General features: G+C 61.2%; 14 protein-coding genes. 3 read left to right on the top strand and 11 right to left on the bottom strand.

What is annotated here, in order from left to right:
• Positions 1–129: 129 nt before the first annotated feature.
• From GYK42_RS21975 to pstS, 10 genes are all read right to left on the bottom strand, one after another.
• A complete protein-coding gene (locus tag GYK42_RS21975) occupies positions 130–1,044 on the bottom strand; it encodes an NAD-dependent epimerase/dehydratase family protein (RefSeq protein ID WP_166449212.1) in 915 nt (304 codons plus the stop codon).
• A gap of 93 nt (positions 1,045–1,137) precedes the next feature.
• Positions 1,138–3,084, bottom strand: coding sequence for a UvrD-helicase domain-containing protein (locus tag GYK42_RS21980; protein ID WP_166449213.1), 1,947 nt, complete (start codon positions 3,082–3,084; stop codon positions 1,138–1,140).
• Positions 3,085–3,108: 24 nt separating this feature from the next.
• Entirely contained in the window at positions 3,109–4,305 is a 1,197-nt protein-coding gene (senA, locus tag GYK42_RS21985; RefSeq protein ID WP_240943705.1) for a selenoneine synthase SenA, read from the bottom strand.
• Between the two features lie 77 nt (positions 4,306–4,382).
• Entirely contained in the window at positions 4,383–5,699 is a 1,317-nt protein-coding gene (phoR, locus tag GYK42_RS21990) for a phosphate regulon sensor histidine kinase PhoR (protein ID WP_166449214.1), read from the bottom strand.
• 11 nt (positions 5,700–5,710) lie between these two features.
• On the bottom strand, positions 5,711–6,400 hold the full coding sequence (locus tag GYK42_RS21995; protein WP_034755074.1) for a response regulator: 690 nt from the start codon (positions 6,398–6,400) through the stop codon (positions 5,711–5,713).
• Positions 6,401–6,405: 5 nt separating this feature from the next.
• Positions 6,406–7,116, bottom strand: coding sequence for a phosphate signaling complex protein PhoU (gene phoU, locus GYK42_RS22000; protein ID WP_034778131.1), 711 nt, complete (start codon positions 7,114–7,116; stop codon positions 6,406–6,408).
• 42 nt (positions 7,117–7,158) lie between these two features.
• Complete coding sequence (pstB, locus tag GYK42_RS22005) at positions 7,159–7,941, bottom strand: phosphate ABC transporter ATP-binding protein PstB (RefSeq protein ID WP_373631409.1); 783 nt, start codon at positions 7,939–7,941, stop codon at positions 7,159–7,161.
• A 38-nt stretch (positions 7,942–7,979) separates the two neighbouring features.
• Positions 7,980–8,867, bottom strand: coding sequence for a phosphate ABC transporter permease PstA (gene pstA, locus GYK42_RS22010; RefSeq protein ID WP_166449215.1), 888 nt, complete (start codon positions 8,865–8,867; stop codon positions 7,980–7,982).
• Entirely contained in the window at positions 8,864–9,835 is a 972-nt protein-coding gene (gene pstC / locus GYK42_RS22015; protein ID WP_240943706.1) for a phosphate ABC transporter permease subunit PstC, read from the bottom strand. The genes pstA and pstC overlap by 4 nt, the downstream gene beginning before the upstream one ends.
• Before the next feature lie 198 nt (positions 9,836–10,033).
• The gene (gene pstS, locus GYK42_RS22020) at positions 10,034–11,083 is read right to left on the bottom strand and encodes a phosphate ABC transporter substrate-binding protein PstS (protein ID WP_046684744.1); all 1,050 of its coding nucleotides are present in this window, start codon (positions 11,081–11,083) and stop codon (positions 10,034–10,036) included.
• Between the two features lie 282 nt (positions 11,084–11,365).
• Between pstS and ppk1 the strand changes: the two genes are divergently transcribed.
• The 3 genes from ppk1 (at position 11,366) to GYK42_RS29605 (ending at position 14,256) form a co-directional block, all read left to right on the top strand.
• Complete coding sequence (ppk1, locus tag GYK42_RS22025) at positions 11,366–13,459, top strand: polyphosphate kinase 1 (protein ID WP_166449217.1); 2,094 nt, start codon at positions 11,366–11,368, stop codon at positions 13,457–13,459.
• 25 nt (positions 13,460–13,484) lie between these two features.
• A complete protein-coding gene (gene sixA, locus GYK42_RS22030) occupies positions 13,485–13,943 on the top strand; it encodes a phosphohistidine phosphatase SixA (RefSeq protein WP_034755059.1) in 459 nt (152 codons plus the stop codon).
• A 184-nt stretch (positions 13,944–14,127) separates the two neighbouring features.
• Complete coding sequence (locus GYK42_RS29605) at positions 14,128–14,256, top strand: hypothetical protein (RefSeq protein ID WP_256267160.1); 129 nt, start codon at positions 14,128–14,130, stop codon at positions 14,254–14,256.
• A gap of 84 nt (positions 14,257–14,340) precedes the next feature.
• Here GYK42_RS29605 and GYK42_RS22035 read toward each other — a convergent pair whose 3' ends face one another.
• Entirely contained in the window at positions 14,341–15,462 is a 1,122-nt protein-coding gene (locus GYK42_RS22035) for a polyamine ABC transporter substrate-binding protein (protein WP_166449218.1), read from the bottom strand.
• Between the last annotated feature and the right edge of the window lie 79 nt (positions 15,463–15,541).

Raw genomic sequence — 15,541 nt, forward strand, 5'->3', positions numbered from 1 at the left:
ACCTGCTGGAAGATCGAACATGCCGCCAACTTCACGGCAGTGCGTCTCAACCAAGCAGAGGCATCATACTCCCGATCGTAAAACAGCACCGTTCGCTAGCGCACATTGATGCTGTTTTGCTGAGCTGCATCAATCTGTGATGGCGTGCGGCGGCTTGAGCATGGCCTTCTCGATCCACTCCAGCACGGACGGCCCCTGCGGCTGCCAGCCCAGCAGCGTGCGTGCCCGCTCGCCGCGCACGCGGCTGTTGGAACCGAGGCCGTAGGAAGCCATCTCGTAGCCCCATTCGGCAATGGCCTCGGGCAACGGCCAGTCCTGCGCGGGACCCAAATCCAGTGCGGTGGCGATGGCGGCCGTCATGTCGCGGAAAGCCGCTTCGCCCGATTCTACGAAGTAAAACGTGCCGGCGGGCGACTTTTCCAGCGCCAGCAAATACAGGCTGACGACGTCGTCGATATGCACATTGGACCAGATGTTGCGGCCCGGCCCCACATGGCGCACGATGCCGCTCTTGCGCGCCTGTTTCAACAAGCGGGGCAGCTGCACGCTGTCGCGCGGCAAGGCGCCATGGCCGTAGATCAGGGTGTTGCACAGCACGCTTGCGCGCACGCCCTGGCTTGCGCTGGCCAGTACCAGATCATCGATGGCGACCCGGGCCGCCTTGTCGGCCGTCGGTGCCGGCAGCTTGTCTTCGTAATAGACCTGTTCCGTGCCCTCGCCGCCCGACGCGTCGCCCACGATGGACGAGCCGCTCGTGTGCAGGAACACCTTGTTGGTGCCGGCCAGTGCTTCGAGGATCGCTTCGACGGCGCCCCGGTGGTCGCTGCTGGCCGCATTGATGACGGCATCGGCCACCTTGGCCTGCTCGATGATGAGTTCGCGGTCGTTCAGGGTACCGACGATACCCTCCACCCCGATGCTGGCCAGCTCGGCCACCTGCTCCGGTTTGCGCACGAGGCCCGTCACCTGGTGGCCGGCCCGCACGAGGCCCGCCGCGATGGAACTGCCGATGAAACCTGCCGCGCCTGTCAAGAAAATCTTCATGCTTTACTCCTGTCTGGTTAGATTGCTGTCAATCACACCAGTCCAGTATGCCCGCTTTCGTCTTTCGCAAAAAGCAGCAGCGCGGCAAAAGATCTATGACTTCGGCGCAACAATCTTCTGTTTCAGCTGCAGGGCGGCGATGTAGCGGCTCTGGTAAGCAGTGTCTTCCGGCGTGAGCAAGGTCAGCCTGTCGCGCGCACGCGTGGCGGCCACATAGAAACGGTTTTCTTCTTCCAGCGGATCGGTCTTGCTACGCGGGAATTCGTCGACGGCCAGATAGGGCAAAATGACGTGGTTGTATTCGAGGCCCTTGATCTGGTCGATGCAGGCGATGACCAGCTTGGCCTTGCCGGTCGAGACCGTCACGGCCTCCTCCATCTCGCCCAGCCAGCCCGCAAAGCCGCCCAGCGCCACGCCCGCTTCGCTGCACACGGCGATAAAGCCGTGCAGGGAACGGGCGACGACCCGCGCCTGGGCCGGGTCCACATAGATGCGGCGCGCCGTCTGTTCCAGCTGCATCAGGCCAAAGATGTGCTGCAGCGCCTCGCCCGCCAGCGCGTCGGGGGGCAGCGCACGCAGATAATCGACGGCGGCCAGGGTCAGCGCCGCCTTGTCCTGGTTTTGCGACTTGGCCAGCTGGTTCGTCAAGAAGCCTTCCAGCAAGTCGGGATAATTGGCCACGTCGGCCTTGGCTTGCTGCAATTCCGCGCGTGTAAACGGGATTTCCGCGAAGGCCACCAGGGCTTCGAGGATTTCACCGCGGCGCGGGCCGCTCTTGATCGCGTGCAAATCCTTGCGGGCAATGGCGACCATGCCGCGCAGCATCAGCACTTCCAGGCTCAGCAGATAGCTGTTCATGTCCACCAGCCCATACGCGATACCGCTCTGGAATAGCGCCGTTTCCACGCGGATGGCCTGGTCGCGGTCGCGCAGCAAAATAGCCGTCGTGCCCGCATGCGCGTGTTCGAGCGCGGCGATCAGCTGGGCGCTGCACGCCTGCGGCTGCACATGGTCGTACTCGAGCAGCTCGATGTGGGTGGCGCGCGACAGGGCCGACACGCTGGCCTTGTTTTTCAGCACGCCCACGGCCTGCGCCAATTGCGGGCCGTAGCGGTAGGAAGCCGTCAGCGGCAAGCGCTGCAAGGTGGGGAATTCCTGCCCGAAGCGCTGGCGCAGGAAGCGGTGGTCGGCGCCCGACCACGTGTAGATGACTTGATCCTTGTCGCCGGCGCCGCAGAAAAACGCGTTGCCGCGGCGTATCAGCATGGTCAGCAGGCGGAACGACGCTTCATTCAAGTCGTGCAATTCATCGGCCACGATGATCTGGAAGGCCGGCAATTGCTGGCGCAGCGGCTCGTCGCCGTCGAGCATGCGCACGAGGTCGTAGGTGGCGTCGAACGGCGCGCGGAACTGGATGTCGCCCGTGTCGGCGCCGCGCAAGCCTTCATATTCGCGCAGCCACAGGTAATGCGTGCGCGACATGCCCAGCAGCTCCAGGTTGTCGTCGAGGGAATTGCTCTCGAAGTCAGGATTCTGGAAATCCAGGCGCGCCTTGGTGCGCAGCTGCAATTTCAAGAATTCGGCGATGGCCCCGTTCGTCGTATTAATTTCCAGCGGATAGCGGTGAGCATATTTTTCCGACACGACTTCCAGCGCTTCCCAGGCAATCGGGCGCAGCTCTTCATCGCTGCGCATGGCTGCCACCTGCATGCTTTCCAGCTGCAACAGCACCTTGGCGGCAAAGGCGTCGAAGGTGTCGACCGTCAGGCGCTTGACGACACCGAGCGGCACGCCCACTTCCAGCAGGCGCTGGCGCAGGGCCACGCGCGCCGCGTCCGTAAACACGAGGGCCAGCATGCGCTCGGGCGCGCGGCCCCGGTGCAGCGCTTCGGCCAGGCGCAGGGCCAGGGTCGTCGTCTTGGCCGCGCCGGCATTGGCGTCGATCAAGACCACTTTCTTTTGCGCCGTCTGGATGGCGACCTGTTCCGGCGTGGGCGTGATGCGTTTGGGAATGAACTGCGGGGCGTTATCTGTACTCAAAAAGAATCCTGAAATGGTTACCTGTTACCAGGCGCAAGTGCGCAGGCCGGCAAAGACGTCGCCCCGTTCGGGCGCATGGAAGGCGCGCATGCGGGGCGAATGCAGGCGCGGCGGCGTGGCGAAGGCGGCGCCGCGCAACACCTGGTGCCGCATGAAATACGGCGCCGAATATTCGCGCCAGGCATCGACCGCAAAGCCCGGATACGGTTCGAACGGCGTCGCCGTCCACTCCCACACCTGGCCCCAGTGAAAGCGCGGATGACCGGACAGCGCAGCATACTCCCATTCCGCCTCGGTCGCCAGGCGGCGCCCCGCCCAGGCACAGTACGCCTGCGCTTCATACAGGTTGATGTGGCGTACGGCCTCGTTCGGCGGCAAGGTCGTGCGCTGGCCGAAACGCATGGTGCGCCACTGTGTTGCTTCGCGCAGCCAGTACAGGGGCGACGAGCGCTCCTGCTGCATCAGCCATGCGCTGCCGGCCGCGCTCCAGAACTGACGGTTCTGGTAGCCGCCGTCGGCGACAAAATCGGCAAATTGGGCGTTCGATACGGCGCAGGCATCGATGGAAAACGGCGGCACGTAGCAGGCGTGGGGCGGCGATTCATTATCAAAAGCAAATCCGGCCCCGCGCGGCGAACCCAGCTCGATGGTACCGCCAGGAAAAGCGATCTCGCCCTCCCCCGGCGGCAAGGCCGGGCTGGCAGCCAGCGATTCCGGTGCTTCCAGGCCCAGCCATTGCAGGCCGGCCAGCATTTCCTCGCCACACAAGTCTTCATGCGCCAGTGCCAGCCGGTACGGCGCCAGGGCGCTGTCGACATTAGCTTCGCGCGAGAGTTTATCGAGCACCCGGTCGAGTACTTCGCGGCAATACGTTTTCACGGCGCCCGGGCTGGGCAGTTCCAGCTTCCAGCGCGCGCGCTGCTCCACCATATTGGCGTCGAACAAGTCGTCGCCGCGCGTCAGCAGGGAATTATAAATGGCGTCTGCCGGATGGCTGGAAGCGGCTTCGCGCAGGATGAACCACTCGGCAAACCAGGCGATGTGCGCAAGTTGCCACAAGGGAGGATTGAGGCGCGGATGGCGGGGCAGGCCGGCCACCACGTCCAGGCCGGCAGTAACGTAACAGTCGAACAGGGATAAAGTATCGTGGCGCGCAGCCTGCAGCGACTGGGCCAGTTGCTGCGCGCCGGCATGGCGAAAAGAGGCGTTGATTAAAGTCATGGCCTGATTGTAACGACTTATGCCAAGCTTGCACTAGTCGCGCAGGAAACAGGGAAGAAGTCCTCCCCTTCCCCCGCTTACTTGACCAGCAATTCGCCCTGCAGCGGCGTGACGACGGACTTGGGCATGCTGACGATGAAGCTGCTGCCCTTGTCGGCCACGGACTGGATGGCCAACGTCCCGCCATGGCGCAGCAGCACGTGCTTGACGATGGCCAGGCCCAGGCCCGTGCCCTGGGTTTCGCGCGAACGGCTTTTGTCGACGCGGTAGAAACGTTCCGTCAGGCGCGAGATATGCTCCTGGCTGATGCCGATGCCCGTATCTTGCGCAATGAATTGCGGTCCGGCCGCACCATCTTGCCAGCGCAGGGTGATGGTGCCGCCGGCTGGCGTATAACGCACGGCGTTCGAGGCCAGGTTGCCGAATGCGCTGTACAGCTCGTCGTAGCTGCCCAGCACGTCGGGGCCGTTGCATTCCATTGTCACTTCATGCTTGCCTGCCGACAAGCCCTTGGCGTCGCGCAAGACTTGCTGCATGAGCTTTTTGATATCCACCGGCTCGGGGCGCAGCGGATAATCGACCGATTCCAGGCGCGACAGGGTCAGCATGTCCTCGATCAGATGCTGCATGCGGTGGCCCTGCTCCGTCATCAGCTTGAGGTGGGAGGCGCGCGTGGTGGCGTCCAGGTCCAACTCGGCGGAAGCGATTTCCAGGAAGCCGACGATGACGGTGAGCGGCGTGCGCAGTTCGTGCGAGGCATTGGCGATGAAGTCGCGGCGCATCATTTCGATGCGTTCCGTTTCCGTCACGTCATGCGTGACGAGGATCTGGCGGCGGTTCTCGAATGGAATGATCTGCACGATCAGCTTGCGGTTGCGGAAGGTGATCGTCAGCGGCTGGTCGTAGCGGCCCAGGATGATGTAATCCATGAACTCGGGGCTGCGGATCAGGTTGGTCACGCGCATGCCCTTGTCGCGCTCGTGCGTGAGGCCCAGATGTTTCTCGGCGGCCGGGTTGCACCATTCAAGGAACAGCACGTCGTCCATGATGACGACGCCGTCGGGCAACAGGTGCATGGCCTGGCGGAAACGCGCCAGCCATTCCGTCAGCTCGGCCTGGTTTTTCTCGTCGTCGCGGCGCATGCGGTACAGGCGCGCGAAAATGCTGGTCCAGGCGCCCCAGCCGTCGGGCAGCTTGGCGCTTTGCGGATTGTCCAGCCAGTTACTTAGCTGGAACAGATACGACAGCTGCACGAACACCATCATGGCCATCAGCACGAAGGCGATGCCCAGCGCATACGTGGCGCCAAACAGATACCAGACGACGGCCACGCCCAGCAGCGCCAGCACCATGCGCAAGGCGGCCGGTACCCAGAACAGCAATTTCGGATTCATAGAGGCTAGCTTTACTTTTCAGACAACATGTAGCCGACGCTGCGCACAGTCTTGATCAGGCTTTCCGCCTCTTTCAAGGCTTTGCGCAAGCGCAATACGTGGACATCGACCGTGCGCTCCTCGATCACCACATGGTCGCCCCACACCTTGTCGAGCAGCTGGCTGCGCGAAAACACGCGTTCCGGATGGGCCAGCAGGAATTTCAGCAGCTTGTATTCGGCGTGGCCGATATCGATCTTCTGTTCATCCATCATCACCGTGCAGCTGACGGGGTCCAGGGCGACGTTGCCGGCGCGCATAGGCGCCTGCGCGTGTTCCGGACTCTTGCGTCGCAAGAGAGCTTTGGCGCGGGCCAGCAGCTCGCGCGGCGAGAACGGCTTGGTGACGTAATCGTCGGCCCCGCTGTTCAGGCCGGCCAGCTTGTCTTCTTCCATGCTCTTGGCGGTGAGCATGATGACGGGGATGGCGGCGAAATTGCGGTCGGCGCGGATGCGCGACAGCAGGCGCAAGCCCGTCTGGTCCGGCAGCATCCAGTCCAGCAGGATCAGGTGCGGCGTGCGGTGCTGGATGAATTCCCAGGCATCGGCAACGTTTTGTACGGAACAGCAATTCCAGCCGGATTCGCGCAGCGAATAGGTCACCAGTTCAACGATGGCCGGCTCATCTTCAACAATCAATACCGTGGTTTTATCAGATGCCATAAAGCTTACTCAGGGAGCTCCTCGGAAATGGCGGGAGCAGCCACCTTGGTGTGGCGGATGTCCTTGCCCTCAACCACGTAAATCACGTATTCGGCGATGTTTTTCGCATGGTCGCCGATCCGTTCGATGGCCTTGGCCACCCACAGGGTGTCGAGCGCCGCCGAAATCGTGCGCGGGTCTTCCATCATAAAGGTGATCAGGTTGCGCATGATAGACCGAAACTCATGGTCGATGATGGCATCTTGTGCAATTAATTGTAAGGCCTGCTTGCCATCGTTGCGCGCAAACGCGTCCAGGGCGTCGTGCAGCATGTCGGTGGCCGTGTTGGCAATGCCGCGCACCATCTCGTAATGGTTGACGACGCCGTTGCCGCGCTTGTGCAGATTCTTCGCCACGCGGGCGATTTTCGTCGCCTCGTCGCCTACGCGCTCGAGGTCGGTAATCACCTTGATGGTGGCCATGATGGTGCGCAAATCGTTGGCGGCCGGCTGGCGGCGCACGATCAGATGGCTGCACGCGTCGTCCAGCGACACTTCGAGCTGGTTGACGACGTCGTCTTCGCGCATCACGCGGTCGGCGCGTTCCGGGTTGCCGATGCGAAAGCACGTCATCGCGTCGAGGAACTGGGTTTCAACGATGCCGCCCATCAGGAGCACTTTCGAGCGGATCGCTTCGAGTTCGTTGTCGTATTGCTTGGATGAATGTTCGCCTATCATGCTGTCTCTCCGTATTCAGTTGTTGTGTATGCGCGGGGCGGATCAGCCGAAGCGGCCCGTGATGTAATCCTGCGTTTCCTTGCGGGCCGGATTCATGAAGATCTGGTCCGTTTCGCCGAATTCCACCAGCTCGCCCAAATACATATAGGCCGTGTAGTCGGAGCAGCGCGCCGCCTGTTGCATATTGTGCGTCACGATGGCGATCGTGTAATCCTGTTTCAGTTCGCTGATCAGCTCTTCCACTTTCGAGGTCGAGATCGGGTCCAGCGCCGAGGTCGGCTCATCGAGCAGCAAGACGTCCGGCTTCACGGCCACGCCGCGCGCGATGCACAAGCGCTGCTGCTGGCCGCCCGACAGCGACAGGCCGCTCTTGGTCAGCTTGTCCTTGACTTCGCCCCACAGCGCGGCCTTTTTCAGGGCCCACTCGACGCGCTCGTCCATTTCGCCCTTCGAGAGATCTTCATACAGGCGCACGCCGAAGGCGATGTTGTCGTACACGGACATGGGGAACGGCGTCGGCTTCTGGAACACCATGCCGACCTTGGCGCGCAGCATGTTGACGTCCTGGTCCGCGTCGAGCACGTTGCGGCCGCGGTACAGGATCGAGCCTTCCGCGCGCTGGCCCGGGTACAGGTCGTACATGCGGTTCAGCGTACGCAGCAGGGTCGACTTGCCGCAACCGGACGGGCCGATGAAGGCCGTGACCTTCTTCTCGTGGATGTCCAGGTTAACGTTATGCAAGCTTTGCGTTTTGCCGTAAAAAAAGTTCAGGCCCGAAATCTCGATGGTTTTTTTCTTTGGTGCCAAGTCTTGGGCTGGATTCATTTGCGTATTCATAAGGGTTCGCTTCGCTCGGTATCTGTTTAATTAGGGACTTTTTGGCTGAACACGGTGCGCGACAGGATATTCAAGGCCAGCACGCTGAAGGTGATCAGCAGTGCGCCGCCCCAGGCCAGCGAGCGCCAGTTGTCGTACGGGCTCATCGCAAACGATGCGATGACGGAGGGCAAGTTGGCCATCGGCGCATTCATGTTGAAGCTTTGGAACTGGTTATTCAGGGCCGTGAACAGCAGCGGCGCCGTTTCGCCGGCGATGCGGGCCAATGCCAGCAGTACGCCGGTAATCACGCCCGCCTTGACGGCGCGCAAGCGTACGAGGGTCGCGACCTTCCAGCGCGGCGCGCCAAGGGCAAACGCGGCTTCCAGCAGGCTGTTCGGTACCAGACGCAGCATGTTGTCCGTCGTGCGTACCACCACCGGCACGGCGATCAGTGACAGCGCGATGGCGCCCGCGTAACCGGAGAAGTGTTTCACATGCGCCACGTACAGCGCATACACGAACAGGCCGATGACGATCGATGGCGCCGACAGCATGATGTCGGTCACAAAACGCGTCACTTGCGCCAGCTTGTTTTCTTCGCCGTATTCGGCCAGGTAGATGCCGGCCAGGATGCCGATCGGGGTGCTGACGACAGTCGCCAGGCCCACCATCAGGGCGCTGCCGACGATGGCATTGATCAAGCCGCCGCCTTCGCTGCCGGGAGCCGGCGTCGTTTGCGTGAACAGGTCGATGGACAGTGCGCCGAAACCCTTGATCACCAGGGTGCACAGGATCCACACGAGCACGGCCAGGCCCAGGGCCATGGCGCCCACCGACAGGGCGATGCCCACGCGGTGCATCAGCAAACGCTTGCGGTAGACGGGATTCATGGCCGGCTTGACCGGAGCGTCGAGAGTGCTTACTTGGCTCATTTCGTGCCTTCCTTGCGGGACATGCCAGCCAGCATCAGCTTGGCGGCGGATAAGACGATAAAGGTGATGACGAACAGGATCAGGGCCAGCGAGAACAGCGAGGACACGTGCAGCGCCGATTGCGCTTCGCCGAATTCGTTCGCCAGCAGGGAGGTGATACTGTTACCGGCGGCAAAGAGCGACCACGACAGTTTATTTGCGTTGCCGATGACGAAGGTCACGGCCATGGTTTCGCCCAGCGCGCGGCCCAGGCCCAGCATGACGCCGCCGACGACGCCGGTCTTGGTGTATGGCAAGACAATCTTGCGCACCACTTCCCAGCGCGTGCAGCCCAGGCCGTATGCGGATTCCTTCAGCACGGCAGGAACGATCTCGAACACGTCGCGCATCACGGAGGCGATGAAGGGGATGATCATGATGGCCAGCACCAGGCCGGCCGTCAGCAAGCCGATGCCCATCATGGGACCGCTGAACAGCTGGCCGATGACGGGCACGTTCCCCAAGGTGGCTTTCAGGATGGGCTGGACGTGGTCGGCAAACAGGGGCGCAAACACGAACAGGCCCCAGATGCCGTAGATGATCGACGGCACGCCGGCCAGCAGCTCGACAGCCGTGCCCAGCGGGCGGCGCAGCCAGGCCGGGCAGATTTCCGTGAGGAACAGGGCGATGCCGAAGCTGACGGGAAAGGCGATCAGCAGAGCGATGACGGACGTCACCAGGGTGCCGATGATGGGGATCAGGGCGCCGTACTGATCATTGACGGGGTCCCACTCGGCCGAAACGATGAAATGCAGGCCGAAGGTCTTGAAGGCCGGTATCGATTCCATGATCAGCGAAATGATGATGCCGACCAGGACGATCAGCACCGACAGGGCGAACAGCATCGTCACCTTGTGGAACATGAAATCCTGGAAGCGCTGCTTGCGCATGGTGGTAAGCATTTGCGCGTGACTGATGGAATCGGTCATGGTGCCGCCTGGCATGGGGATCGTGGAGGAGGTAGATTGTGCGCTCATAGTGTGCCATATGGGTGGTACTGCAGGTACTGCTATTTTTATCGTGCTCTTTTAGCCGGGACCGCCTGCAAGGGCTGCGGGCGGTCCTGGCTAACTCCCTGCCCCGCCGTGCTGCTGGCGGGGCAAGGATGAATGACTCAGGCTATGCGATTAGTAGATCGACTTGCCGGAAGCGTCTTTCAGGTTGGCTTTCCACGATTCCTGCACCAGTTTCACGACCGATGCCGGCATAGGCACGTAGTCCAGTTCAACGGCAGCGGCGCCACCGTTCTTGTAGGCCCAGTCGAAGAATTTCAGGACTTCTTTGGCCTTGGCTGCGTCAGCCTGGACTTTGTGCATCAGGATGAACGACACGCCGGTGATAGGCCAGCTGTTCTTGCCAGCCTGGTCGGTCAGAACCACGCCGAAGCCTGGGGTTTGCGTCCAAGGTGCCGAAGCGGCTGCTGCCTTGAAGTTTTCGTCGTCAGGCTGCAGGAAGTTGCCGTCCTTGTTTTGCAGCTGGGTGTGCGACATCTTGTTTTTCTTGGCGTAAGCCCACTCGACGTAGCCGATCGAACCCTTGATACGCTGTACGTTGGCGGCGACGCCTTCGTTACCCTTGCCGCCCACGCCCACGGCCCATTTCACAGCCGAGCCAGCGCCGATTTTCGATTTGAATTCCGGGTTGGTTTTCGACAGGAAGTCGGTGAACAGGAACGACGTGCCCGAACCGTCAGCGCGGTGCACCACGGTGATTTCCGTGTCTGGCAGCTTGACGCCACTGTTCAGGGCGGCGATTTCAGGCGCGCTCCATTTGGTGATCTTGCCCAGGTAGATATCGGCAACGACTTTACCCGTCATTTTCAGCTGGCCTGGGGTTACGCCGTCCAGGTTGACGATGGTGACTACGCCGCCCATGATGGCCGGGAACTGCATCAGGCCCGCTTCTTCCAGCTCTTCCGCCTTCAAAGGCATGTCGGAGGCGCCAAATTCAACAGTTTTTGCCTTGATTTGCTTGATGCCGGCGCCGGAACCGACGGACTGGTAGTTCAGGCCGTTGCCCGTGTTGGCTTTGTACGTCTCAGCCCATTTGGCGTAGATCGGGTACGGGAAGGTTGCGCCAGCACCTGTCATATCTGCCGCCATGACGGAAGCGGAAGAAAATGCCATCGCTGCCGAAGCACCCACGACGATAAATTTGAACATTTGCTTCATTTGCATATCAAGTCCTCAGGGTTGTTGGGGCTCAAAGTCCCGGTTGAATGCTGCGCAGTCTAGCAAGCGAATATGACAGCTTTATGACATGGGTAAAAAATCCTGAAATAATTGCCTACGCCCGGGGGACTGCCATTTTTGGCGCGAAAAATGACAGAGGCGGCGACGCTTTATGACAGCGTATGTCACGCTTACGTCATATTTCATGATTACACTCACAACGCGTCATACGTGATGAAATACGGATGAAATACGGCTAGAATTAACTATCTGCAAAGACAAAAGAATATGAAACCTGAACTGCACACGGAAGTGACCAAATCGGGCATCCTGCTTGACCGCGAGCTGTCGCAACTGACTTTCAACCGGCGCGTGATGGCCCAGGCGGAAGACCCGAACATTCCGCTGCTCGAGCGCCTGCGCTACCTGTGCATCGTCAGCAGCAATATGGATGAGTTCTTCGAGGTGCGTGTGGCCAGCCTGCTGGCGGCCGGCAGCATCGGCGGTTCGCTGGCCGGCCACCCTGCCCTGGCGGCCAACCTGGAGCGCATCGGCAAGGAATGCCATGCGCTGGTGGAACGCCAGTACGAGATATTAAATAGCGAAGTCTTGCCGGCCCTGCGCGAAGCGGGCGTGCATTTGCTGCGCGACAGCGACCGCAACGAGGCGCAGCGCGCCTGGGTCAAGCAGTATTTCGACCGCGAAGTGCGGCCCCTGCTGACACCCATCGGCCTCGACCCGGCTCACCCGTTCCCGCAAGTGGTGAATAAAAGTCTCAATTTCATCGTCTCGCTGAGCGGCAAGGATGCGTTCGGGCGCGGCACGGCGATCGCCATCGTCAAGGCGCCACGCGTCTTGCCGCGTGTCATCAAGCTGCCGGACGAGATCTCGGGCGAAGGCGTGTCCTTCTGTTTATTGTCGTCCGTCATCCATGCGCACATCTCGGATCTGTTCGCCGGACGCGAAGTGATTGCCTATTCGCAATTCCGGGTCACGCGCGACAGCGACCTGTGGGTCGATGAAGACGAAGTCAAGAACCTGCGCCAAGCCCTGAAGGGCGAGCTGGTGGGCCGCCAGTTCGGCACTTCCGTGCGCCTGGAAGTGGCGCGCAATTGTCCACCAGAACTGTCGCAGTTCCTGCTCGACCAGTTCAGCCTCGATCAAAGCCGCCTCTACCGCGTCAACGGCCCCGTGAACCTGGTGCGCCTGTCGGAAATGATCGATCACGTCAAGCAGCCGGAACTGCGCTTCCCGCCGTTCTTTCCGGGCCTTGCGCATAAAGCCATCGGCAACGACATCTTTGCCGCGCTGCACAAGCACGACATCCTGCTGCACCACCCCTACCAGTCGTTCCAGACGGTCATCGACTTCATCCGCAGCGCCGCCTACGATCCCTCCGTCGTCGCCATCAAGCAGACGATCTACCGTACGGGCATGAACTCGGACCTGATGGAGTCGCTGATCACGGCGGCGAAGATGGGCAAGGAAGTGACCGTCATCGTGGAATTGATGGCGCGTTTCGACGAGGAAGCCAACATCAACTGGGCCGACAAGCTGGAACAGGCGGGCGCGCAAGTCGTGTACGGCGTGGTGGGATTGAAAACCCACGCCAAGGTGGCCCTCGTCATCCGCCGCGAGGAAGGCGCGCTGCGCTTTTATGCTCACTTGGGCACCGGCAACTATCATCCCACGACGACCAAGCTGTACACGGACTTCGGTTTGCTGACGGCCAACCAGGACCTGGCCGTCGAAGTCAATGAAGTCTTCATCCACCTGACTAGCCTGACCAAGCCGCACAACCTGAACCATTTGTGGCTGGCGCCGTTCGGCCTGCAAAGCGAGATCATCAAGGCCATCCGCAACGAGGCGAAGATCGCCCGTTCGGGCCAGCGCGGGCGCATCATCGTGAAAGTCAACGCACTTGTCGATGAGTCCGTGATCCGCGCCCTGTATGCGGCTTCGACCGATGGCGTGAAGATCGACCTGATCGTGCGCGGCGCCTGCACCCTGAAGCCCGGCGTGCCGGGCCTGTCGGAAAACATCAAGGTGCGCTCCGTGATCGGCCGCTTCCTCGAACACAGCCGCATTTACTACTTCCGCAACGACCTGGCGCACGATGTCTACCTGGCCAGCGCCGACTGGATGAGCCGCAACCTGTTCCGCAGGGTGGAAGTGGCTTTCCCGGTACTTGACCGGGCGCTGAAGCGGCGCGTGATCGCCGAGGGCTTGAATCCGTATTTGAAGGATAATACAAATGCATGGGAACTGGAGCCGACGGGCCATTACGCGCGCCGCAAGCCGCGCGGCAAGCAAACACCGTTCAGCGCCCAGCAATACCTGATGCACACACTGGGCACGCCGGGCGCGGAGGTCGGCGAATAGGCAATTCTACACAGAGGAGCACAGCATGGATCTCATCTTGTGGCGACACGCAGAAGCCGAGCCGGGCGTCCCCGACCTCGAACGCGCCCTGACCGTCAAAGGCCAGAAACAGGCGCGCCGCATGGGGGAATGGCTGGCATCGCAACTTCCGGAAAATTGCCGTATCCTCGTCAGCCCCGCCCTGCGCACCCTGCAAACGGCGGAGGCGCTGGGGCGCAAGTTCAAGCTGATGCCGGAACTGGCGCCCGGCGCCGAGGCGGAAGACATCCTCAAGGCGGCCAACTGGCCCGGCGGCAAGGAAACCGTGCTCATCGTCGGTCACCAGCCAACCTTGGGCCAGGCGGCCGCCCTGCTGCTGACGGGCGAGGAACAGGAATGGGAAATGCGCAAGGCCAGCGCCTGGTGGTTTTCGCAGCGCGAGCCAGGCGACCCCGTCAGCATTTATTTGAAGGCGGTGATGGCGCATGATTTGGTCGTGAAATAAGGGGGCGAAGCGGGGAAATGCGCAAAAAGTGCGCTGGGACAAATACTAGCGGGGTTCACAACTCAGCAGCCTTGTAAAGCGCTGCCGATCTGCTAGAGTTTAATTGCATCAACTACGTGCAAGAGCCCTGCTCCCGCACATTGAGCAACCCAGCGGACAGCCGTCCAACGGCGGCTGAAAGACCATGTTAATCACCTTCCTCGTTTTTCTCTTCATTGCCATCTTCGCCGCCATCATCGGCTTTGTCGCCTTTGAACTGGTCGAAGAAATGCGCGGCAGCCACCATAAGCTGATGGACCGCTATCACGAGTAGCGCTCACCTCGGCACTATCGCATGGCGCCAGCGACGGCCCAACAGGCCCGTCCCTCGCGCCATCATCGTTTTTATACTCCCGTCTTACACTCCCGTTTTGAACTTCGTATAGATGCGCGTCATCAAGCGGCGGATATCGGCCGTGGTCGCTTCCGGCGCGGCCATGCGCTGCTTGTCGGCGTCCGACAGGAAGATGGCCTTGTTCTCGCCGATGTCCTTGCGTACATATTTGATGCTGGCCGGATTCGGATTCGCGTAGAACACCTTGTTGCTCAGGCTGGCATGCACTTGCGGACGCAGGATGTAGTTGATGAACAGGTGCGCATTATTCGGGTGCGGCGCGTCGGCGGGAATCGCCATGGTGTCGAACATCAGGGCGGCCGTCTTCGGCACCAGCACCTGGATCACATTGCCGTTCTTGGCATCGATGGCGCGCTGGCGCGCGATATTGATGTCGCCCGACCAGCCCAGCGCCACGCAGACGGAGCCGTTGGCCATGTCATTGATGTAGCCGGACGAGCTGAACAGGGTCACATAAGGGCGGATGGCCTGCAGCACCTTGCCCGCTTCCTGGTAGTCGGCGGCCGTTTTCGAGTACGCGGGCTTGCCCAGGTATTGCAGGGCGGCCGGCAGCACTTCCGACGGCGAGTCGAGGAAGGACACGCCGCACGATTTCAGCTTCGATGCATATTTCGGGTCGAAGACCAGGTCCCACGCATTGTCGGGCATGGGCATGCCGCCCAGCGCGGCCTTGACCTTGTTGACGTTGATGCCCACCGTCGTGTAGCCCCACAGCCAGTCGACCAGGTAATCGTTGTTCGGGTCGATCTTCGCCAGCTTGGCCTGCAGGTTCTGGTCCAGGTTGCCCAAATTCGTCAGCTTGCTCTTGTCGAGTTTACGCAGCAGGCCCGCATCGATCTGCAGGCGCGCCCACTGGGCCGTCGGTACGACGATGTCGTAGCCGGACTTGCCCGCCACCAGTTTCGCATTGAGGATTTCGTTATTGTCGAAAACGTCGTAGCGCACCTTGATGCCCGTTTCCTTCTCAAAATTCTTGATTGTATCGTCGCCGATATAGTCCGACCAGTTATAGATGTTCAGGACCTTCTCTTCCTGAGCCTGAGCATGCGCAGGCAAGGCCAGTACGGCCGCCGCCAAGGCCAATCCCACTCCAATGCGCCGTCCTGCTTGCCATGTGTTTGCCATCGTACCGCCTCCGGAATTAGTCAGAAAATAGTGACGATGATAGCAAGAAGGGCGGCATCAGGTCTAGCCTGATACCGCC

The sequence above is a fragment of the Janthinobacterium lividum genome (genome assembly GCF_011601275.1).
In the GTDB taxonomy this organism is placed as follows: Bacteria; Pseudomonadota; Gammaproteobacteria; order Burkholderiales; family Burkholderiaceae_D; genus Janthinobacterium; species Janthinobacterium lividum_E.

What these genes read in the sequence shown, in the direction of transcription:
- GYK42_RS21975 (WP_166449212.1), bottom strand. Translation starts at nt 1,044, where the DNA reads ATGAAGATTTTCTTGACAGGCGCGGCAGGTTTCATCGGCAGTTCCATC.
- senA (WP_240943705.1), bottom strand. Translation starts at nt 4,305, where the DNA reads ATGACTTTAATCAACGCCTCTTTTCGCCATGCCGGCGCGCAGCAACTG.
- phoR (WP_166449214.1), bottom strand. Translation starts at nt 5,699, where the DNA reads ATGAATCCGAAATTGCTGTTCTGGGTACCGGCCGCCTTGCGCATGGTG.
- GYK42_RS21995 (WP_034755074.1), bottom strand. Translation starts at nt 6,400, where the DNA reads ATGGCATCTGATAAAACCACGGTATTGATTGTTGAAGATGAGCCGGCC.
- phoU (WP_034778131.1), bottom strand. Translation starts at nt 7,116, where the DNA reads ATGATAGGCGAACATTCATCCAAGCAATACGACAACGAACTCGAAGCG.
- pstB (WP_373631409.1), bottom strand. Translation starts at nt 7,941, where the DNA reads ATGAATCCAGCCCAAGACTTGGCACCAAAGAAAAAAACCATCGAGATT.
- pstA (WP_166449215.1), bottom strand. Translation starts at nt 8,867, where the DNA reads ATGAGCCAAGTAAGCACTCTCGACGCTCCGGTCAAGCCGGCCATGAAT.
- pstC (WP_240943706.1), bottom strand. Translation starts at nt 9,835, where the DNA reads ATGACCGATTCCATCAGTCACGCGCAAATGCTTACCACCATGCGCAAG.
- pstS (WP_046684744.1), bottom strand. Translation starts at nt 11,083, where the DNA reads ATGCAAATGAAGCAAATGTTCAAATTTATCGTCGTGGGTGCTTCGGCA.
- ppk1 (WP_166449217.1), top strand. Translation starts at nt 11,366, where the DNA reads ATGAAACCTGAACTGCACACGGAAGTGACCAAATCGGGCATCCTGCTT.
- sixA (WP_034755059.1), top strand. Translation starts at nt 13,485, where the DNA reads ATGGATCTCATCTTGTGGCGACACGCAGAAGCCGAGCCGGGCGTCCCC.
- GYK42_RS29605 (WP_256267160.1), top strand. Translation starts at nt 14,128, where the DNA reads ATGTTAATCACCTTCCTCGTTTTTCTCTTCATTGCCATCTTCGCCGCC.
- GYK42_RS22035 (WP_166449218.1), bottom strand. Translation starts at nt 15,462, where the DNA reads ATGGCAAACACATGGCAAGCAGGACGGCGCATTGGAGTGGGATTGGCC.